The organism is Acetobacter sicerae (assembly GCF_011516765.1).
GTDB lineage: Bacteria > Pseudomonadota > Alphaproteobacteria > Acetobacterales > Acetobacteraceae > Acetobacter > Acetobacter sicerae.
The window spans coordinates 1-18,207 of sequence record NZ_JAAABN010000021.1 but is presented as its reverse complement, the minus strand read 5'-3'; the positions used below and the strand labels follow the sequence as shown (position 1 = coordinate 18,207).

Below are 18,207 nucleotides of genomic sequence, written 5' to 3'. Positions count from 1 at the left end.
GAGGCGTCACCCGTTGGTGCGCCTGTCTGCAACAAGACATGGCGCTTTAGGGTGTTTCTTCAAAGAGAAGGGATGGAAAGGGATCGTTTCCGAAAGTGGGCAGTCTGTTCGTTCAGTTTCCGCGAAAGCTTTTCCACACGGACAAGGCCCGTTCCCGCGCCAGTCTGTGATCGATGATGGGGTGAGGATAATCGCGTCCCAGAGTCACGCCGCACGCTTTCAGTGCTGCCTGATCCGCAGCCCATGGCGCATGGATCATATTCGTCGGGACACGCCGAAGTTCAGGCACCCAGCGGCGGATATAGTCACCATCTGCATCGAATTTTTCGGATTGCAGGATGGGGTTCATGATCCGGAAAAACGGTGCGGCATCGACGCCGGTGCCGGCATTCCACTGCCAGTTCATCGGGTTGCTGGCCGGATCATGGTCAACGAGCGTGTCCGTGAACCAGCGTTCGCCTTTCCGCCAGTCAAGCAGAAGATGTTTCACCAGAAAGGACGCCACGACCATGCGGATACGGTTGTGCATCCAGCCGGTATGCCAGAGTTCGCGCATACCGGCATCGACAAGCGGATAGCCGGTGCGTCCACTCTGCCAGGCTTTCAGACCCTTGGGATCGGTGCGCCACGGCAGCGCATCGAATTCCGGCCGGAGTGATCGGGTTGCGACATTTGCCTGCTCGAACAGGATTGACCAGGCGAATTCCCGCCATCCCAGTTCGGCAAGGAATTTATCCTTATTCTGAGCGGAAGCGTTAGCCTGCATGGTGGCGTGCCAGAGCTGGGCTGGCGTGACGTGCCCAAAGCGCAGGTAAGGCGAGAGGCGGGAGCAGGCTTCAGCGGCAGGATAGTCCCGCTCTTCGCTGTAGCCTCGCAGAGTATCTTCGGCAAAAAGCGCGAGATGTTCGTGGGCTGCTTTCTCGCCCGGCTCCCATGTTTCCCGAAAACCTGCCGCCCAGTCTGGCGACATGGGAAGGAGATTAAACTTTTCCGGATTCAGGCAGTGAAACTGGTCTGTTTTTGGAAAAGGAGCGAAAGTCAGTGTGTCCGGAATGGGAAGGGGAGGACGCGGATCTCCCAGCTTGCGGGCCGCTCGCCAGAACGGGGTGAAGACCTGAAACGGTTTGTCGGCCTGTGTCCTGATGGTCCACGGTTCGTGAAGCAGCGCGCCGGGGAAACTGTGCGGTTCTGTCCCGTGAGATTTCAGTTGGGTCTTGATCGCGGTGTCGATGGAGCGACCTGCCGGATCATAGCGACGGTTCCAGTGCACGGCGCTGGCCTTGCAGACTTTCGCAAGCGCCGGAACAAGGTCTTCCGCCTTGCCGCGCAGGACATGCAGCCGCCCGCCTTTTTCCTGTAGCGCCGCATCCAGTGCACGGATGGCGCCATCCCGCCACCAGTCATGAGCCGCGCCCTGCGGCGGTTCCGGCTCGAGAATGGTGATGCAGAGGACTGGTGAGCCGTCCCGCGCTGCTGCGGAAAGCGCCGCGTTGTCAGCGAGGCGGAAGTCTTCGCGGAACCAGATGATGGTAGGGGAGGTCAGCATGCTCCCGGCTTATCGTCGTTGAGGATATGAGTCGAGGGATCGGACGGATACTGTTTTCATGCCAGTGCTCTTTAGAGATTCTTGTCGCAAGAGGCTGGCTGAGAGAGAAGCTAGGTCGTCTTGACGCGATCGTTTAATGGTCCGTTTGCGCTTTGCGGTAGCGGACAGGAGACATTCCCAGTTGATGCGTAAATGCTTTTGCAAATGCACTGAGTGATCCATATCCCACCTCGACCGCAACATCCGTCACACGCTGGCCTTCTCCAAGCAGTGTTGCAGCATGGAAGAGGCGGGCCTGTGTGATCCAGTCCTGCCATGTCATGCCGGTTTCCGCATGAAAATGACGGCGGAAACTGCGCTCCGACATTCCTGCGAGATGCAGGGCCTGCGCCAGACTTGCCTGACCGGGACTGACAAGAGCCGCATCCATGGCGCGCTGCACGGAGGGATGGGAGGCGCGTGGCAGTGTGAAGAACTGACCAGATCCCGCCTGCATCTGCTCCAGACATAATAAGCCAAGAGTATGAAAAAAACTTGCGGCAAGAGGCGTCTGTTCTGCCGGTCCTGCTGTCCAGCGCAGGGTATGAAACAGCATTTCCTGCAACAGAGGAGCCATCGGAAATGTCTGTATATGCTTCGCGAAACCAGCGGGAAAATGCGTAGGGTCAAAATAGACGGATACCCCGTCCAGATTGCGGATCATGGTTCGGTGGCGTGTTCCGGCCGGTATCCATATGGCGTGCCCGGTGGGCAGCAGATGACGGCCATCCGGTCCTTCAATCTGTGTCGTGCCGCGTCTGGCGTAGGTGATCTGGTGACAGGGATGTTCGTGCCAGTCGTAGAATATGGACGTAGGAGGATTTCGGAACGCAAAACCGGGATTGCCTGAACGATCCAGCCTGTTTTCGATCAGAACGCTTCGGGTCTCGCTGGCTGTAAGGGTCTTCATTGGCCGGTATCCGCTGATTTATGGCCGGATCGCGTTAGCCGGTCAGTCGTCTCGTCTTTATCCTGAACCCATCAGGAAAGGAATGAAGATGTCGGATGCTTTCTCAGCTCATAATGCCCGGGTCATTGCGCAATTTACGCGTTGGGCCAAACCGTTTGCTGAACTGCCAGTTCATGCTGAAGCGGACAGCATGGAGCGGACACTCGATGCGTGCTCGGTCAGTAAAGGCATGAAAGTACTTGATGTCGCCTGTGGACCGGGAATTGTCGTGTGTGAACTGGCTCGGTCTGGTGCGCAGGTAACAGGTATCGACCTGACACCAGCCATGATCAATCAGGCGCACCAGCGGGCTGACAGCATGGGAGTGAACGTGGAGTATCAAACGGGCGATGCGCTGCATCTGCCATTTGATACCGCCAGCTTTGACCGGGTTGTGACGCGCTACAGTTTTCACCATATGCAGGACCCTGGAAAAGTTCTGGCGGAAATGGTGCGCGTCTGTCGTCCCGGAGGTCGGGTTATTGTCATTGACGCTACACCGGCCCCTGAATGCCAGAAAGGATATGACCGTGCGGAAACCTTGCGCGATCCTTCCCATACCTCGGCTCTGACATTGCCGCAGTTACTCGCGTTAGGGGGAGAGGAAGATCTGTCGCTTGTGATGACACATCCGTATCGTCTTGAGTCTCGCTTGCAGGATCAGGTCGCTCCGGAAGATTGCTCTGCCCTGAAGGCAATGTTTGCGGAGGATATTGCAAGCGGACAGGATCATCTGGGAATGGGAGCATGGGAGGCTGAAGACGGTATTCGCTTCTATTTCCCAATCTCAATTGTGGCGTGGACAAAAAATAAGCTTGCACCATAACGAAGAAGGCGAATGCTTTTGTCTGGAACAGGAGTGGCGTGCCCAGCAATAGGCAGTCGTTGCATTGAGAAACGGATTGGCTTGGTGTGTTTTCACACAGAGGCAGCCCTTCTCGTTCGTCTGTTCAAACCGGTTGTTTTTGTAAGAGATGCAGCCGTTTGTTAATGAAGCTTCTGGTTCCGGGATTTGTTTTTTCTGTACCAGTGTAAGTGGAAAAATAACGCCAGCAGCGCACCACTCTGCACAACACATGCTGCACGATACAATTCCAAAGCCCTGCGAATATCGGCAGGCGTCGCCTCCTGACGGCCCTCTCCGATCCAGCGCACATTGGCGAGCGTGCCGTTGTAAAGACGCGGACCACCGATCGACAGGCCGAGGGCTCCGGCCATGGCCGCCTCGGGCCAGCCTGCATTGGGTGAGCGGTGATGACGGGCGTCGCGCCTGATGGTGCGGAAAGCCGTTTTCCAGTCCTGCCCTGTGAAAAATGCTGCGGCAATAATCCAGAATGCGGAAAGGCGGGATGCAGGCAGATTGATGAGATCATCCAGTCGGGCGGCGGTCTTGCCAAACGCTTCATAGCGCTCGTTGCGATGGCCGATCATGCTGTCGGCCGTATTGACGGCTTTATAAAACACGGCTCCCGGCAGACCGCCGAGAGCGCACCAGAAAGCAGGAGCGACAATTCCGTCCGAGAAGTTCTCCGCCAGCGTCTCGATGGTGGCGCGGCAGATAGCGGCTTCATCCAGAGCGCTGGTGTCACGACCGACAATCATGGAAACGGCCTGTCGTCCTTCTGATAGCCCCCTGTCTTCAAGCGCCTGTGCGACAGCCTCGACATGCTCGTGCAGGGAACGCTGCGCCAGACAACTGCTCGCCAGAAGACCGCAGGCTATTGGGGAGTGGCGCAAGCTTCGCGCAGCCAGAGTCGCAAGGCCGACAGGAACCGCAGTCAGAATCCCGGTGGCGAGGGCTCCGGTTGCAATTCTTTTGTGGCGTGAAAAAGTGGGACGGTTCAGGCGGCGTCCAAGCATCGAGATCAATGCGCCCTGCCACATGACGGGGTGCCGTATGGCGGAATATAGCCGCTTTGGATAGCCAAACAGGCCCTCAGTCAGAGTCGCCACGAATGCAGTGAGAGGAAAAAACGGCATGACTGCACTCTGTCCCAAGTAAAAACGTAGGATGATAGGTTGTTGGAGAGAACGGAAGGCGGCTTTTTACTGCATTCCTCCTGATTGCAAAATGCTCTCTTCGTGCAGCATCTTCATCCCCATTGCCTGTGGAGATCTGTACCCGCTATCCACAGGGTTGTTCACACAACCATCCTCAGAATCTGTGGATAATGATGGAAGCGGCTGCCTCGGAGCCGTCCGTTCTGTGGTCACATGCAGGGACGGTGAAACTGCCCCCTAAAAAGGCGTCACGTCTTCCAGGCGGCCACGAACGGCGGCCCGATAGATCGCAGCATACTGTTCGGCGTTCAGCGGCAGGGCATTGGTCTCGGAAGAGGAAATATCGGCGACCGCCTGCTGTCCGACCCATTCAGCAGCGTCTTCGGTCAGACTGGCCGCATGCAGGTCGTGCGGCACATTCAGGTTCCTGCGGAGTGACAGAATCCAGCTTTCAACCGCATCAAACCCTGTTCCATCCAGATCAAGGATGCGGGCCAGACGGTTCATCTGCGGTTCGATGGCGTTTCGGTTGGCGCGCAGCACGTAGGGCAGAAGGATGGCGTTCAGGAGGCCGTGATGCGTCCCGAAGCGCGCTCCGATCGGGTGCGCCAGAGCATGCACGCCACCCAGCCCTTTCTGAAACGCGACCGCTGCCATGGCGGAGGCTGTCAGCATGCCGGATCGTGCTGTCAGATCGCTTCCGTCGGTGAATGCCTTCGGCAGGTGTCGCGCAATAAGGCGGATGCCTTCCAGTGCAATACCTTCCGACATGGGATGGAAGAGAGGCGAACAGAGCGCTTCGATATGATGCACGAGAGCGTCCATGCCCGTCATGGCCGTCAGGCCGGGAGGAAGACCGACCGTCAGATCAGGATCAAGCAGAACACAGAACGCCAGAAGCTCTGCGTGGGTGATGACTTTCTTGATATGCAGATCAGAGTCAACGAGCACGGCCTCACGGCTCAGTTCCGAGCCCGTGCCTGCGGTTGTCGGAAGGACAATCAACGGAGGCAGATCGGCTTTCGGATAATCGGCCAGCGTCGGATACTGCGCCATGGCCTGCGACCATTCGAACTGTTCAAGGTAGTCAGGATTCTGGGAGGCAAGAGCGATGCCCTTGGCGGCGTCAATGGCGCTTCCGCCGCCGATTGCGATAATGGAATCGTGGTCGCCGTCTCTGAAAAACTTTGCGCCAGTTCTGGCTTCATCCAGTGACGGATTGGCGTGAATTTCACTGAAAATGACGAGGTCTGGGCAAGCGGCGCGCAGTGTTGTCGTGAGTTTTTCAAACCAGGGAAGTGCCCGCACTCCCGGATCTGTCACGACAAGAGGGCGCTTCCGTCCGGCTTTGCCGCACCATGTCACAGCTTCGGCGGAACATCCTGAAGCCAGAAGAATGTTGGTGGGGTACCCCCAGTAGGCGGTTTGTTCGGACATTCGGATATTCTCCAGACGGCGCTGTTTGGAAGAATTAATGCACCCGGTGTTCTGGTTGTAAAATCGTAATAATCGAACTTCACATTGATCGCTGGAGATTGTTCGGAATGGTCTGAAATGTGTCTTTCGAGTTTAAACATGCAAACAAGATGCATGTTTAAACTCGCTTTTATGGCGCATTTTTCCGGTAAAAAACGGTGATTTCGTACGATTTTACGATCAGATGCCTAAAACGGGCTTGAAATTCAGCCGTGACGGGTGAGCGGATTTTGGGTGAGAATAATCAGCCAGCCACATTCGTCCCACGTTCACGAGCAACGGGTTCGGTGTGTCACGATGTCATGCGGTCTCACTCACAGGTTGAGAAACACTCATCTGTGATGGACCAGAGGAACCCTGACTGCGGAAGAAAGGGATTATTCTGCTGTCAGAATACGCCCGATCGTGGCGGTGGTCGAATGGCCAGCCTGTAGGTCGGCAAGGAACAAACGGCCGCCATTGTCGATAATCTCTCTCGCCCCGACGACATCCTCCGGCCTGTAATCAGAGCCTTTCACAAGAACATCGGGCAACAGGACCGTGAGGATTTCCAGCGGCGTATCTTCGGAGAACGCCACAACGGCATCGACATACCGGACGGCGGCCATTACGGCGGCCCGATTGGCGAGGGTGTTGATTGGCCGTTTTTCGCCTTTCAGACGCCTGATGCTGTCATCATCGTTCAGCGCCACGATCAGTCGGTCACATTCCGCCCGCGCCGCCGCCAGAAGACTGATGTGGCCAGGATGCAGAATGTCGAAGCAGCCATTGGTGAAGCCGACGGTCAGGCCCTGTGACTGCCATTCCTCAACCTGTCGTCTGGCTTCGTTCAACGTCAGCAGATGCGGTGAATCAATGGACGAACTCTGGGCCTGCAACTCACGGGTTACTTCGCCAAGATCAGCGGTGGCTGTGCCCAGTTTGGCGACCACCACACCCGCCGCAGCATTGGCGACGCGCATGGACTGGCCGAAAGACATGCCGGACCCGACAGCTAGCGCCATGGTGGCGATCACGGTGTCGCCTGCGCCGGAGACGTCGAAGACCTCCCGTGCCCGGGCCGGGACAGTTTCAGCCTCTCCGTGCGCCGGAACCAGCATCATGCCTTTTTCCGAACGGGTGGCGAGAATAACGTCGGCTTCCGCTTCCGCCATCACCTTGCGGGCGGCGCGCTCCACGCTGGCGTCATCCGTGCCGGAAATGCCGGACGCTGCGATCAGTTCCTTGGCGTTGGGAGTGATGCAGGTGGCGCCGCGATAATGCCGGAAGTCAGACGTTTTCGGATCAACGAAGACAGGAATGTTTTTCAGACGCGCTTCCCCGATCAGATGCCGGACAACCATGCTGTCGCAAACACCTTTGCCATAGTCGGAGAGAATGACGACGTCCGCCTCATCCAGCCTTGCGTCGATGGCGCGGCAGAGCAACTCGGCTTCTTCGGGTTGCAGCTTCTGCCGGCTTTCCTCGTCGGCTCTCACGACCTGCTGGTGGGAGGCGATGAAGCGGGTCTTGCAGATCGTCGGGCGCTTGGGGCTGGCGACCAGCATTTCGGAAACACCCGTGCGGAGACGCAGGGCATTGCGGAGAATGACGGCAGCCTCATCTTCGCCCACCAGTCCGATCAGGATGGCCTGACCGCCGAGGGAGATGATGTTGCTGGCGACATTGCCTGCGCCGCCCGGCATTTCGCGCCGTTCCTTCAGCAGTAGGACCGGAACCGGGGCTTCCGGTGAAATCCGCTCCATCTCGCCATAGACGAACCGGTCAAGCATGACGTCGCCGACACAGAGAACGGTGATGTTCGAGAAATCCATGATGCGCGTCAGCCCCAGAAGCTGGCGACAAAATCCGCCAGACCGGTCTGGCGTGTGGTGCGGAGGCGGGCGGCGTTCAGCACGGCCTGTGTTTCCGCGATGGCGCGGTCAAGTTCCGCGTTGACGATCACATGGTCGAATTCTTCCCAGTGGGAAATCTCGTCGAGCGCCGCATCCATGCGCTTCCTGATTTCCTCTGGCGCATCGGAGGCGCGGCCTGTCAGGCGGCGTTCCAGTTCGGCGAGGGAAGGGGGCAGGACAAAGAGGCTCACCACATCATCGGGCAGCGCGGTCCGGATCTGGCGATGACCCTGCCAGTCGATGTCGAACACCATGTCCTGCCCTGCGGAAAGAGCGGCTTCCACGGGGGCGCGCGGCGTGCCGTAGCCCCGTCCAAATACGGACGCCCATTCCAGCAGTTCGCCCTGATCGGCCATTTCCTTGAACTGTTCCATGGAGCGGAAATGATAATGAACACCGTCCGTTTCACCGGGGCGCGGGGCGCGGGTGGTGATGGAGACGGAGTGTTTCACGCGGGGGTCGGCGGCGCGCAAGGCATTGGCGATGGTGGATTTTCCGGCGCCGGACGGGGCGGAAATGACAAGGCAGACGCCTCGCCGCGTGATGGGCGACGGGACGGTCGTTCCGGTGCGTGTCATATCGGCGTTCATGCCTCCCTGCCGTATCGAACGTTTCTCCCGATTGTTTCGGGAGGACGGTTGCGACCTTTTAGCAGCAGGTTCTTAATGGGGCGACTATGAAACAGGATTCTCTTCTCATCACGGGAGCCGCCTCAGGGCTCGGCCGTGGTTTCGCCCTGCGTGCCGCCCGTCCGGGGGTTACGCTCCATCTCATTGATTGCAACGAAAATCGGCTGAAAGACACGGCTTCCCGCACGGAAGCACTGGGAGCGCAGGTCTTTGTCCACGCACTGGATGTCACGGATGCTCCGGCAATGCGAAGCGTGATTGAAGGCATCGGTTCATCAGGTGAATCGCTTGATGTGGTGCTGGCCTGTGCGGGGATCACTGGCGGGGTCCATGACCAGCCCGGTGAAAAAGGAGCGCCATCCGAATCCGAGTATCAGGTGCGGCGTATGGTGGACGTTAATGTGAATGGCGTTCTCAATACGATTTTCCCCGCCATTGACGTGATGCGCCGTCAGCCGGTGGCGTCTGACGGTTTCCGTGGTCGGATCGCGGCGATCTCCTCGATTGCCGGACTGGTCTCCTTTCCCGGCACACCATCCTATTGCGCAACCAAGGCGGCGGTCGATCGCTTCATGGTGGCGACGGGGGGCAATCTGAAGCAGGATGGTATTCTGCTCAGTTCGGTGGTCTGTGGTTTCATCAACACGCCGATGGTGGCGACGAACGAATTCGCGATGCCCGGCCTTGTGCAGACAGCCGAGGCGGTGGAGCGGATCATGGCGGGGCTGGAAAAAAACAGGCGGCGGATCACGTTCCCTCGCTGGATTGCTGCGGGGTCGCGTCTGATGGATCTGCTGCCGATCGGCCTGTCGGAGCGGTATTATCAGAACCAGCCGACGGGCGCTGCGGGCAGTATGCCGGTCGTGCAGAAATCTTCAGACAGATAGCTGTTTTCAACACCTGTCGTGGTGTCATTGTGATTCGGAGTGTTGAGAATGTCGTCTGAACCGTCTGGCCTGATGGAAGACCTTTCGGCGGCGTCCGTCTGTCAGCCCGTGCCCGCCGCGCGCAAGACGATGGCGATGGACCGGGTTTTCTGGAGTCATTTCTCGCCGAATCTTGGTCCCGGCGGGTGGGTGACCGGCGCGCTGCTGGTCAGTCTTGGACTGGATTTCAGGATGGGCTTGCTGGCCATTCTGATAGGCAATGTCGTGGGCGCCCTGCCTGTGGCGCTGGCGGCGGCGATCGGTCCGGCGACGGGTCTGACCCAGATGGAAGCCTCACGCATGGCGTTGGGGACAATCGGCGTTCGTCCGCCGTCTTTTCTGAACTGGATTTACTGCGTCGGATGGGACGCGGTGAACAATGTGCCGGCGGCGGCGGCGCTGGTCAGTCTGTTGATGCTGGCGGGTGTGCCGACGCCATTCTGGTTGGCGCTGGGTGTGCTGGCGTCGATTCAGATGGTGGCGTCCATCTATGGCCATCACGTTGTGCAGGCGCTCCAGAAATATCTCGGCGGTATGTTGCTGGTCGTGTTTGCGATCATCGGCGTGACGTTTGCGGTGAGGGGAGGCGGTGTCGTGCAGGTGACGCATCCGGTCGGGCTGGCGACGTTTCTGCTGGCGGTCGGGATACTGGTCAGTTTCAACCTGTCCTGGGCGACCTATTCCTCGGATTACACCCGCTATCTGCCAGCGAACTCGGATCCGAAGCGGGTGGTGGCGCTTGCTCTGTCGGGGCTGCTGCTGTCGGCCGTGCCGTTCCAGATCCTGGGTCTTCTCACGGCGGCGAGCATCGCCGAGCCTTCCCCGACGGCAGTGATTGCAAGTTTGCAGCACGCCATGGGGCCGCTTGGGCCATTGGCGCTCGCTGCGATTGCGCTGTCGTCGATTGCCGGGAACTCGTTCAACGATAATACGGCGAGTTACAGTCTGATCTCGGCGGGGATCCATGTGCCACGCGTCGCGGCGGCGATCATCACGGCCAGTCTTGGATACGTGCTGGCGGTTGCCGGGGCGGGGCGGTATGCGACGCTTTATACGGATTATCTTCTGGTGACGATGTACTGGATCGCACCGTGGTGCGGGATCGTACTGGCGGACTGGTATCTCACAGGCGGTCATTCGGCAGCACGGGCGGTATATGGGCAGGTATTACGACCGCCTGCCGGGTGGAAACGTGGGGCGACAATTTTTGTGGTGACTTCAGTGCTGACTGTGCTGCTGTTTTCCACAAGTTCGCTTTACACGGGACCGGTTGCTCGCTGGCTGGGGGGCGCCGATATTGGATATTATGTCGGATTTCTTGTCGCGGGCTGGTGGTATGCGGCGGGACGCGAAAAGTAGGTCCGGCTGCGTGCTTTCGCGGGTGAGGATTTTATCATCAGCGATTTTGGGAATGACGTATCCGTGCCATGATCGGTCAATAAGGTTCTGCTATGTTGGTGCGGACGTCATGTCTCGAAGCATGGCTATCGCTGGAAGCTGAAGCTTACAGGAAGAGATGGAACGTGATGGAACGACGCTATTCGCTCAGGACAATTGGGTCTGTTTTTCTGCTGTCAGCGGCGGTTGCGCTCACTGCCAGCACGGAAACCAGAGCTCAGCAGGTTTATTCAGGCCAACCACAGGAAGGCCAGCAATCAGGCGATTTTCAGCAGCCTCCCGCACCGGACGCGGCGCAAATGGCGGCAATGCGCAAGGATGTGCAGGTCGCTGCCTCGTATCAGTTGCCGGATGATTTTCTGCCACGGATGATCACGACCCTGCAGGCGTTGCAGGATGCGGGTTTGCAGCCGCCTCCGCCGGAGGGACATATTTCTCTGGATGATACGATCAGGCGTGTTGAATCGGTGCAGGGCATTCAGCCGGTTCTCAAATCACAGGGTTTTACGGCCCGCCAGTTTGTCATGGGTCTCACGTCCTTCGGCATTACGTATGCGGTGACGTCTCATACGGCTGACGCCAAGGATGCGCCCCGGCTCAATCCACGCAATGTGTCTCTCTTGCAAAAGAACCCTGACGCCGTAAGGGCATTGCTGCAGCAGATGGGGAATCAGCCCGCTCAGGCGCAATGATAGCAAAATGGAGAATGTTTTTGAGGCGTTCTCCACGCTCATCCGGAATTGACTGCTGAGAGAGAACAAGGTAGTTTCCGCCGCAACGCACTGACTCAGTGCTTGGAGGGGTGGCCGAGAGGCTGAAGGCGGCGGTTTGCTAAACCGTTATACGCTTAACAGCGTATCGTGGGTTCGAATCCCATCCCCTCCGCCAAAATTTTAATTTTTATCCAATATAATCAAAGAATTACGAGAAAACGGCAAGACCTAGCCCTGCATGTTGTCCCTCTTGCGGACTGACATTTCAAGAGGGGCAACTCCCTCTGCATCACCCCTTGATAACCAAATCAGTCATATTCACCACCCTCCTGATCCGATGCGTCCCGCGTCCGCAGCGTGACGGTCTGCGTGTATCCGCCAGACCAGTCGAGCGATGACGTCACAGCGTCCACGTCCCGCGTGCCATCCCATGTCGTGCCTGTGCCGGTGAGAGTGAGAAACTGTCTCGGAGCAAGATGAATGCGGCCCGGGATAGTCAGGCTGATCGTGCGTTCGTGAGCGACGATTTGCTTGTAAAGAGCCTCGGCCTTGCCCTCGAGTTGGTCCTGCTTCAGTCCCGGGAAGCGGAAGCTATGGAGTGTGCCGTTCTGGAGCGCGTTCTTCTTGGAAGGGCCAAGAGCCGAGAAATAGACTTCAGACTTGATCCGTTGCTTGCTGTCCCATGACATGCAATGGACGACGATACCTTTCGCAGTCTGATAATCTCGCTCAAGGCTTAGGTCTATGACTGGCGCTTGCGGAAATCCAACGTCGCGGGGGGGGATATATTTGATCTTCGGAGTGTTGGCATCAGCGGACGGCATAGACGGGAACGGCCTGCAAACGATCGTCCTGCCGTCCGCATACAGGTCGCAGTTCGCGCCATTCGCAACATAGCGCGCCAGATCAAATGCTGTCTGAAATCGCGTCTGCCCGTGCGAGGACTGACGCTTGTGTTCGATCTGCCAGAACTGGCCTTCCATGCCGGACGAAAACTGGACGTCGGGCGTCAACCCCGCCGCTGTGATGACTGCCTTCATCAGTTCCGGGCCGGTCAGGTTCAGCCACGCCTCCTGAACGCGCATGTCCATCAGTTTGGCGAGGTAATCTCGGCATTGGGTTTGAACCTGCCCGCGATGCGGCTGGAGACTGACGTGATCAAGGACACCCTGAAAAACAGTGACCCACTGCGCGCCATCTTTCTCAGCGTCACGCATCTGCAACTGGACTTCAATGTCCGGCAGCGTCTTCCCTTGCTCCGGTGGGAACACGTCAAACCAGTAAGGCGGCTGCGTTGCGGTCGTGTCGAACCCCACCGTCATATCCAGTGTGTCGCAACGGGCATACCTCGTGCACTGGAGATTGAACGAAACAACGCCAAAACCGCTCCGCTCGGCTCCGTTCACAAGCAACCGGCAACGAGGCATGGACCACACATCAGGCTTACGGATGGCCGTTACCTTGATGTTTTCGTCAGATATTGGGGGAGTATCTGTCAGGGCGTCAGATGAAGTCATGCCTGTTTCCTTGTCTCTTGAATCACATAAACCCCGATCAGCGCGGCCTCTGCCCGCCCATCGTCTTTCACGCACTTGAACTGGTCGGCTGCGGTTGGGAAAAGCTGCATCGCTCTGGCACGCGCTCCGCCCTTGTCAGCAGGGCATCTGGTCGCCTTCTTCCAGACGGCAGGCGTCACGGTGGACAGAGGCTTGCCAAGGGCAGCTGCCACGCCCTCGATGACGCCAACGCCACGACCGAACGCAAAAGCCCCCACGGCACCCTCGCCCGGTCTGGTGGAGACCTTCTCAAGCCATATCTCCGTCGGGTCGTGCGCCCTCAGCATCGTCGCCAGTAACGGGGCGGACACGACGTTGCGCTGCTTCTTCCCGACTGTGACGGCCACAGTCGGCATGTCGAAGATCTCGATCAGGTCGCCAGCATCGGACAGGATGGCGATGGCCCCACTGTTGCCGGGGTCGATTGTGGCGATAGTCATCGGCCCATACTCCACTGAACGGGCGGTCGCGGGCGGATGCGCTGTTCACCACCCCAGACCGCCAGCGCCGTGGCCAGCACGAGATCGTCGTGGATACCTTCACGCCACGCTTCCATCGTCTCATTGCCGTGCGCCGTTTTCTTCACTCTGAAGCCCTGCAATTCAGATTTCAGAGCTTCAGACGCGCTGGCCTGCGATGTGAGTTCGAGACGATCCTCGGCAAAGGCAATATCCAGCGCGGACGCCAGCACCGATTTCGGCACATTCGCCTCGCGGGGGTTCGGTTTGTTCACTTTCGCGCCGCCGGTGATCGACACGCCGACAAGCGCCAGCCCCATTTCACGCATGGTATCGACCACCGGAGCGCCAACACCCGTCCGATCCACGAAGAGAGCGGGAGGAACAGAAGCCGCCGGAAGCTGTCCCATGACATTGCGTACCGATCTGGCGATGTCGGGGTAGGATGTGCCACGGGGGTAACGATGCACGTTGCGGATACGGTAGCGCCACGTCACCCGGCGCTGCACGATCTGGGCAAGCGGCTCGAATTGCAGTCTCTGCCAGCGTTGACGCTCACAGAGAAAAGACTTCCGCCACACAGATGGCCGTGAAATCCTGCGACTTTCCCAGATCGAGCCCGATGGAATACCCATCCAGATGCCCCTCGGTGATGACGCGACGATCTTCGACGACTTTGTGGCCTGGTGAGATCACACCCATCAGAAATGTGTGCCATGGCTGGGGTGCATGTTGCCCCACTGGTCGCAGGGCACACCCGGACGGGTGAAATCTTCATGCCCGGTCACGTTGACCACGGCATACCCAGTCTCAGGCACATGGCTCCCTGAGAGTAACGGCTTGTCGGGAACCCCCTCCATCCTCTGAAAGGGGTGTCTGTCCGGCGCGTTGGTCCTCACGACCTTCACCGTCACCCTGTCCCTGACCAAGGCCCATGAAGTGCCTTTGATGAGATTGCCCGCCATCGTCAGAAAGGGGGGATCATCGGAAACAGAAGCGATCTGATCTGCAATATCTGCCATTGTGGCCTCAGAAATTAAGTTCGAGCAGAGGCACGTCGCGGGAGAACGCCCGTTCGATGGCCTCATCGGAAAAGAACTGGTCGTCAGCCTCGACAAACCGGCACATGAACTCCTGAGCAAACTTGTGCGGCCCGTATTCAGATTTCATGTCTTCGAGATAGTCAGGGCTGATGCGGGGCACCTGAAGGGCGGTGACGCTCTCCCGCTGCCACTTCGGATCTCCACCAGCCCAGGCATGATAGAAATGGCCGCGCTTGCCGTTGGGCGTGCTCATCAGCACCAGCCGTCCGTTACTGGTCGCCAGCATCGGCAGGAAGGCTTCGTACAGGCTGTCGTGAACGAACGCCGCCTCATCCTCCACGATCAGGTTCGGCGCCGAGTAGCCACGGATGCTGTCGCCGTCACCCGGCAGGCTGACGATGCGCGAGCCATTGGTGAGCTTCAGTTCGGTCGCCGCTTCCTTCACCAGCCGTGGCGGTCCTTCCATCGTGTTGATGTGACCGTGAACCTTGGCAAGCAGTTCCGAACTCTGGCGCTGGGCCTTGGAGAAAAGCAAAATCAGGGAATTGGGCTGATACATCGCTGTATGAAGCCCCAGCACGGCAGTGGTGCTGGTCTTGCCCGCCTGCCGGGTGCAGTTGAGCAGAATGCGGTTGCTGGTCGAGTTCAGGACGCTGCCCTGCCATGGATCGGGCTCAAATCCCAGCCGCTCGCGGGCGAATAGCACAGGATCGAGACCGTGCCGGATGTCGCGGGCCATGTCCTGAGCCAGATCAGCCATCGGCTACCTGCCCCAATGCCTGCACCACGGCGGCCCGCGCCTCCGGGAACGGCGCCAGTGCGGACAGGATGCTCCCCTGCACGACCGTCCAGCCGGGCGCGTTGACGATGTTGATCTGCACGCCAGTACGGGAGCCTTCCCCCGTCACACGGGCCTGACTGTCCAGCACGCCACGGGCTTCACGGATGGCGGCGATGGCATCCTTCAGCTTGCCTGCCTTCTCCGCCCGGTCGAGGAGCGCCATGGCGCGGCCACGCAGCTCTTCAAGCTGGGCGACAATACCGAGAGTCGGCTCGATCTCTTCACACACCAGCCCGGTCGCCTTTTCCAGCCGTGGCAGAAGATGGTCTGTGTAGTGTCTCTGAAGGGCGCGAGCCGTGACGCCGGGGAACGCCTCTGCAACCGAGGAGCAGGAGGTATCCGGGTTGATGAGCGCCCGGTCGATGTCACGTGCCAGAGGGTGGGTGCAGATGCTGCACGGACGTCCTCTTTTGGCCGCTGATCTTTTCGTCGCGCCGGCCGCCGGAACGGCAATTTCGCCGGTAATTTCGTCCGACGTTTCAGGGGGCGTTTTCGACGGGCGATTTCACTCGACGATCCACACCTGATTCTGTTCCAGCCATGCCGCTGCAATGTCATCCCGATAGGCCTTCAGGCTGGCCTTGTCGCTATCAGTCAGCAGATGGGCTGGACGGACGCTCAGGCGGCTTTTGGACCCCACTTCGAGGCGGATGCCGCGCTGGGAGAACTCGCCAAGCAGACGCCGGGCGGTCTGTGCTAGTGTGGCGACAGGCTGCGAAGCAGGCGCAAGGGCCACCGTGGCTTCACGGCCAATGTCCTGATGCGGCATGTTCCGCCAGCGGATGCACTCCTGCATCACACGCTCCACCTCGCGGCGGATGTGTTCCTTCTGACGACGATCTTCAGGACTGTTCGGGTTTGCTCCGGTGTCGTTGTAGCGGCTGGCAGCGTACCGAACCCGCATGACTATACCGTCCAGCGTCTGCCACGGCACACCGTTACGACTGCGGGCGGCAGCATGGGCCTCGACCATCTCCCGGACGAGAACCTCAATCGGCTTTTCCTCAGTCACTGTCTGCATCACATCGGACTCCGTCGACGATACCCCATCTCTTTCAGACGGGCTTCGTAATCGGCTTTCGTGGCTGTCCGGGCATCAAACGGAGCCGGGAATGCGGCGGGATAACGCTGTTTCAGGTCCGCAATCTGCCCCACTGGCGGCAGGTCCGTGCGAACGCATTGCAGGAGGGTCGTGTCTTTCAGTCCGGCCTGTGCGGCCAGTTGTTCAAGCGTGCTCACTGGCTACGCTCCTCTGTTGTTCGGGAACGCACCCACTCGATCAGGGCTGCCTCAGGCCATAGGCGCTTGCGCCTTCCCGGCACGATTGATGGCGGAGCCTTGCCCTCCTTCAGCATCCGACGAAGGGTCACAGCACTGACACCAATTCGGCGGGCTGCGGTCTCCGTGTTCAGCATGACAGAAGTGTCTGGGGGCGTATTCATGAGTATCACAATGCAATAAAAGAATACGAAAGAGTATATTGTTCCGTAATTACTAAATTATCGTGTAGACATGCACTGATATGCAGAGATACGCCGAGATAATCTGGACGAATATCACAAATTATTGCAGATATACCATAATGTGTATTTCAGGGCCGATTTGACGGCAAACGCGTCCCAAAGGTTCGATTTGCAGTTTGATGTGACATTAAGAGGGGCAAAAAGAGGGGTGAGACTGTTTTCCGTCTTAAAATATGGCTTTTTTCAGCGGTTTTACTGGTGAAATTTGGAGTATAACATAGAAACCGAACCCCTGCTTTCGCTCGATCTGGCGGGAGTGTCCGACAAGTATTCGGCTGGCCATTGGTTGGTTCTTTCTAGGGCGAAAAAAACTACCGACTTCCCGGCAATTCTCGCTCCTCACATCTGAGGAACGGTCTGCATCTTCGTTACGGAGATCCTGCTTCCAATTTCCGCCACCGCGCCAAAGACCATATCTGGGCTTTGGGAGATTTCTGCGATTAACGCCGTGCTTCCAATTTCAGCCGCCGTGGCAAGAATTAAAGCTGACCATCTCATGCACCTTTTTGACGCGCAGGCGCAGGCGCGCGTTCAGTCGATTTTTGAGAGGTTGAGGGTCAATTCAACCCTTCAGGATGGATCAGAGCTGAGCCATCTGGGTCTCGTTTCCAAAAACGACCCTTCGTCTGAAATTCGGACGGTTGCGAAAACCATTCTCCTGATTTGGGGAGCTGTCCTCACATAGTCCAGATTTGGACCATCTTCACGTGAGTTCTTCTGCACGAGAAATGCACGGGAACCGCACGACAGGGAATGAGCGCACGAGTACGCATTTCCCTATAGGGTTCCCTCACTAGTCGTGCGCACGACTTTTGCACGAGAAACGCACGAGTCATCATCCATCGTTTTTATCCATCCAATCCACTCCAAGAGGAGCGCCGTCAGGCGAACGAAGTCCTTTTGCGGCCATGCGGTTGGGCTTCTTGAATTCAGCCGTTTCCCAGCCGTTATTTTTCAGCGTGTTCAGGAATTCCTGCTGCGCCTTCTTAGTAGAGACGCCGTGCCGCTCAAACACAACGCGCACAGAGCGATCTTCTTAAGTCAGGCGCGGGCTCCACGGGCCAAGAGGGCTTCCTTTGGCAATATCCGCCTCAATCGTCACTCGCTGCTCCAGCCCCACGGTGTCGTCAGGCGGTGACCAGGGCAGCATGGCCGCCACACTGTCCCCATTCGGTAACTCGTAAGCCTGACGCTCGAACCATTCTTCACGACCA

At 58.3% G+C, this 18,207-nt stretch carries 21 protein-coding genes and 1 tRNA gene; 5 read left to right on the top strand and 17 right to left on the bottom strand.

Translation table 11 applies throughout. The annotated features are described in order from the left end of the window. Positions 1 to 112: 112 nt before the first annotated feature. Positions 113 to 1,546, bottom strand: coding sequence for a cryptochrome/photolyase family protein (locus tag GVI59_RS15750; protein ID WP_173575048.1), 1,434 nt, complete (start codon positions 1,544 to 1,546; stop codon positions 113 to 115). 133 nt (positions 1,547 to 1,679) lie between these two features. Further along, entirely contained in the window at positions 1,680 to 2,495 is an 816-nt protein-coding gene (locus GVI59_RS15745) for an AraC family transcriptional regulator (RefSeq protein WP_173575047.1), read from the bottom strand. An 88-nt stretch (positions 2,496 to 2,583) separates the two neighbouring features. On the opposite strand from GVI59_RS15745, the gene GVI59_RS15740 reads away from it, so the two are divergent. Further along, a complete protein-coding gene (locus GVI59_RS15740) occupies positions 2,584 to 3,360 on the top strand; it encodes a class I SAM-dependent methyltransferase (RefSeq protein ID WP_242013160.1) in 777 nt (258 codons plus the stop codon). Positions 3,361 to 3,521: 161 nt separating this feature from the next. Here the strand turns inward: GVI59_RS15740 and cbiB are convergent, their stop codons facing one another. From cbiB to gmk, 4 genes are all read right to left on the bottom strand, one after another. Further along, a complete protein-coding gene (gene cbiB, locus GVI59_RS15735; protein WP_173575045.1) occupies positions 3,522 to 4,514 on the bottom strand; it encodes an adenosylcobinamide-phosphate synthase CbiB in 993 nt (330 codons plus the stop codon). A gap of 258 nt (positions 4,515 to 4,772) precedes the next feature. After that, positions 4,773 to 5,972, bottom strand: coding sequence for an iron-containing alcohol dehydrogenase (locus GVI59_RS15730; RefSeq protein ID WP_173575044.1), 1,200 nt, complete (start codon positions 5,970 to 5,972; stop codon positions 4,773 to 4,775). A gap of 416 nt (positions 5,973 to 6,388) precedes the next feature. Further along, complete coding sequence (hldE, locus tag GVI59_RS15725; RefSeq protein WP_173575043.1) at positions 6,389 to 7,825, bottom strand: bifunctional D-glycero-beta-D-manno-heptose-7-phosphate kinase/D-glycero-beta-D-manno-heptose 1-phosphate adenylyltransferase HldE; 1,437 nt, start codon at positions 7,823 to 7,825, stop codon at positions 6,389 to 6,391. Positions 7,826 to 7,833: 8 nt separating this feature from the next. Further along, on the bottom strand, positions 7,834 to 8,484 hold the full coding sequence (gene gmk, locus GVI59_RS15720; protein WP_173575064.1) for a guanylate kinase: 651 nt from the start codon (positions 8,482 to 8,484) through the stop codon (positions 7,834 to 7,836). Between the two features lie 98 nt (positions 8,485 to 8,582). On the opposite strand from gmk, the gene GVI59_RS15715 reads away from it, so the two are divergent. From GVI59_RS15715 to GVI59_RS15700, 4 genes are all read left to right on the top strand, one after another. Continuing rightward, a complete protein-coding gene (locus tag GVI59_RS15715; RefSeq protein ID WP_173575042.1) occupies positions 8,583 to 9,422 on the top strand; it encodes an SDR family NAD(P)-dependent oxidoreductase in 840 nt (279 codons plus the stop codon). Positions 9,423 to 9,470: 48 nt separating this feature from the next. After that, a complete protein-coding gene (locus GVI59_RS15710; RefSeq protein ID WP_173575041.1) occupies positions 9,471 to 10,820 on the top strand; it encodes a purine-cytosine permease family protein in 1,350 nt (449 codons plus the stop codon). A gap of 167 nt (positions 10,821 to 10,987) precedes the next feature. Continuing rightward, positions 10,988 to 11,551, top strand: coding sequence for a hypothetical protein (locus tag GVI59_RS15705; protein WP_173575040.1), 564 nt, complete (start codon positions 10,988 to 10,990; stop codon positions 11,549 to 11,551). Between the two features lie 104 nt (positions 11,552 to 11,655). Further along, positions 11,656 to 11,747, top strand: a tRNA-Ser gene (locus GVI59_RS15700). Positions 11,748 to 11,880: 133 nt separating this feature from the next. On the opposite strand, the gene GVI59_RS15695 is transcribed toward GVI59_RS15700, so the two are convergent. From GVI59_RS15695 to GVI59_RS15650, 11 genes are all read right to left on the bottom strand, one after another. Then, complete coding sequence (locus tag GVI59_RS15695) at positions 11,881 to 13,089, bottom strand: hypothetical protein (RefSeq protein WP_242013159.1); 1,209 nt, start codon at positions 13,087 to 13,089, stop codon at positions 11,881 to 11,883. Continuing rightward, entirely contained in the window at positions 13,086 to 13,568 is a 483-nt protein-coding gene (locus GVI59_RS15690; protein WP_173575039.1) for a RuvC family protein, read from the bottom strand. Before GVI59_RS15690 ends, GVI59_RS15695 begins: the two co-directional genes overlap by 4 nt. Then, the gene (locus tag GVI59_RS15685) at positions 13,565 to 14,167 is read right to left on the bottom strand and encodes a hypothetical protein (RefSeq protein ID WP_242013158.1); all 603 of its coding nucleotides are present in this window, start codon (positions 14,165 to 14,167) and stop codon (positions 13,565 to 13,567) included. The genes GVI59_RS15690 and GVI59_RS15685 overlap by 4 nt, the downstream gene beginning before the upstream one ends. Beyond that, positions 14,142 to 14,288 (bottom strand): hypothetical protein, encoded by a 147-nt coding sequence (locus GVI59_RS19125; RefSeq protein ID WP_242013157.1) that lies wholly within the window; start codon positions 14,286 to 14,288, stop codon positions 14,142 to 14,144. Before GVI59_RS19125 ends, GVI59_RS15685 begins: the two co-directional genes overlap by 26 nt. Next, positions 14,288 to 14,608 (bottom strand): hypothetical protein, encoded by a 321-nt coding sequence (locus tag GVI59_RS15680; protein WP_173575038.1) that lies wholly within the window; start codon positions 14,606 to 14,608, stop codon positions 14,288 to 14,290. The genes GVI59_RS19125 and GVI59_RS15680 overlap by 1 nt, the downstream gene beginning before the upstream one ends. 7 nt (positions 14,609 to 14,615) lie before the next feature. Beyond that, on the bottom strand, positions 14,616 to 15,389 hold the full coding sequence (locus GVI59_RS15675) for a terminase large subunit domain-containing protein (protein ID WP_173575037.1): 774 nt from the start codon (positions 15,387 to 15,389) through the stop codon (positions 14,616 to 14,618). Beyond that, entirely contained in the window at positions 15,382 to 15,699 is a 318-nt protein-coding gene (locus GVI59_RS19120; RefSeq protein WP_242013156.1) for a hypothetical protein, read from the bottom strand. Before GVI59_RS19120 ends, GVI59_RS15675 begins: the two co-directional genes overlap by 8 nt. 276 nt (positions 15,700 to 15,975) lie before the next feature. Continuing rightward, complete coding sequence (locus tag GVI59_RS15665; RefSeq protein WP_173575036.1) at positions 15,976 to 16,491, bottom strand: hypothetical protein; 516 nt, start codon at positions 16,489 to 16,491, stop codon at positions 15,976 to 15,978. Continuing rightward, positions 16,491 to 16,709 carry a hypothetical protein gene (locus GVI59_RS15660; protein ID WP_173575035.1) on the bottom strand — a complete coding sequence of 73 codons (219 nt, stop codon included), beginning with the start codon at positions 16,707 to 16,709 and terminating at the stop codon, positions 16,491 to 16,493. The genes GVI59_RS15665 and GVI59_RS15660 overlap by 1 nt, the downstream gene beginning before the upstream one ends. Beyond that, positions 16,706 to 16,912, bottom strand: coding sequence for a helix-turn-helix transcriptional regulator (locus GVI59_RS15655; protein ID WP_242013155.1), 207 nt, complete (start codon positions 16,910 to 16,912; stop codon positions 16,706 to 16,708). The genes GVI59_RS15660 and GVI59_RS15655 overlap by 4 nt, the downstream gene beginning before the upstream one ends. Positions 16,913 to 17,828: 916 nt before the next feature. Further along, positions 17,829 to 18,017, bottom strand: coding sequence for a hypothetical protein (locus tag GVI59_RS15650; protein WP_173575034.1), 189 nt, complete (start codon positions 18,015 to 18,017; stop codon positions 17,829 to 17,831). Between the last annotated feature and the right edge of the window lie 190 nt (positions 18,018 to 18,207).

Bases quoted from the DNA above. Each gene is read 5' to 3' on its own strand.
- GVI59_RS15750 (WP_173575048.1), bottom strand. From the start codon at position 1,546: ATGCTGACCTCCCCTACCATCATCTGGTTCCGCGAAGACTTCCGCCTC.
- GVI59_RS15745 (WP_173575047.1), bottom strand. From the start codon at position 2,495: ATGAAGACCCTTACAGCCAGCGAGACCCGAAGCGTTCTGATCGAAAAC.
- GVI59_RS15740 (WP_242013160.1), top strand. From the start codon at position 2,584: ATGTCGGATGCTTTCTCAGCTCATAATGCCCGGGTCATTGCGCAATTT.
- cbiB (WP_173575045.1), bottom strand. From the start codon at position 4,514: ATGCCGTTTTTTCCTCTCACTGCATTCGTGGCGACTCTGACTGAGGGC.
- GVI59_RS15730 (WP_173575044.1), bottom strand. From the start codon at position 5,972: ATGTCCGAACAAACCGCCTACTGGGGGTACCCCACCAACATTCTTCTG.
- hldE (WP_173575043.1), bottom strand. From the start codon at position 7,825: ATGGATTTCTCGAACATCACCGTTCTCTGTGTCGGCGACGTCATGCTT.
- gmk (WP_173575064.1), bottom strand. From the start codon at position 8,484: ATGACACGCACCGGAACGACCGTCCCGTCGCCCATCACGCGGCGAGGC.
- GVI59_RS15715 (WP_173575042.1), top strand. From the start codon at position 8,583: ATGAAACAGGATTCTCTTCTCATCACGGGAGCCGCCTCAGGGCTCGGC.
- GVI59_RS15710 (WP_173575041.1), top strand. From the start codon at position 9,471: ATGTCGTCTGAACCGTCTGGCCTGATGGAAGACCTTTCGGCGGCGTCC.
- GVI59_RS15705 (WP_173575040.1), top strand. From the start codon at position 10,988: ATGGAACGACGCTATTCGCTCAGGACAATTGGGTCTGTTTTTCTGCTG.
- GVI59_RS15695 (WP_242013159.1), bottom strand. From the start codon at position 13,089: ATGACTTCATCTGACGCCCTGACAGATACTCCCCCAATATCTGACGAA.
- GVI59_RS15690 (WP_173575039.1), bottom strand. From the start codon at position 13,568: ATGACTATCGCCACAATCGACCCCGGCAACAGTGGGGCCATCGCCATC.
- GVI59_RS19125 (WP_242013157.1), bottom strand. From the start codon at position 14,288: ATGGGTGTGATCTCACCAGGCCACAAAGTCGTCGAAGATCGTCGCGTC.
- GVI59_RS15680 (WP_173575038.1), bottom strand. From the start codon at position 14,608: ATGGCAGATATTGCAGATCAGATCGCTTCTGTTTCCGATGATCCCCCC.
- GVI59_RS15675 (WP_173575037.1), bottom strand. From the start codon at position 15,389: ATGGCTGATCTGGCTCAGGACATGGCCCGCGACATCCGGCACGGTCTC.
- GVI59_RS15665 (WP_173575036.1), bottom strand. From the start codon at position 16,491: ATGCAGACAGTGACTGAGGAAAAGCCGATTGAGGTTCTCGTCCGGGAG.
- GVI59_RS15655 (WP_242013155.1), bottom strand. From the start codon at position 16,912: ATGAATACGCCCCCAGACACTTCTGTCATGCTGAACACGGAGACCGCA.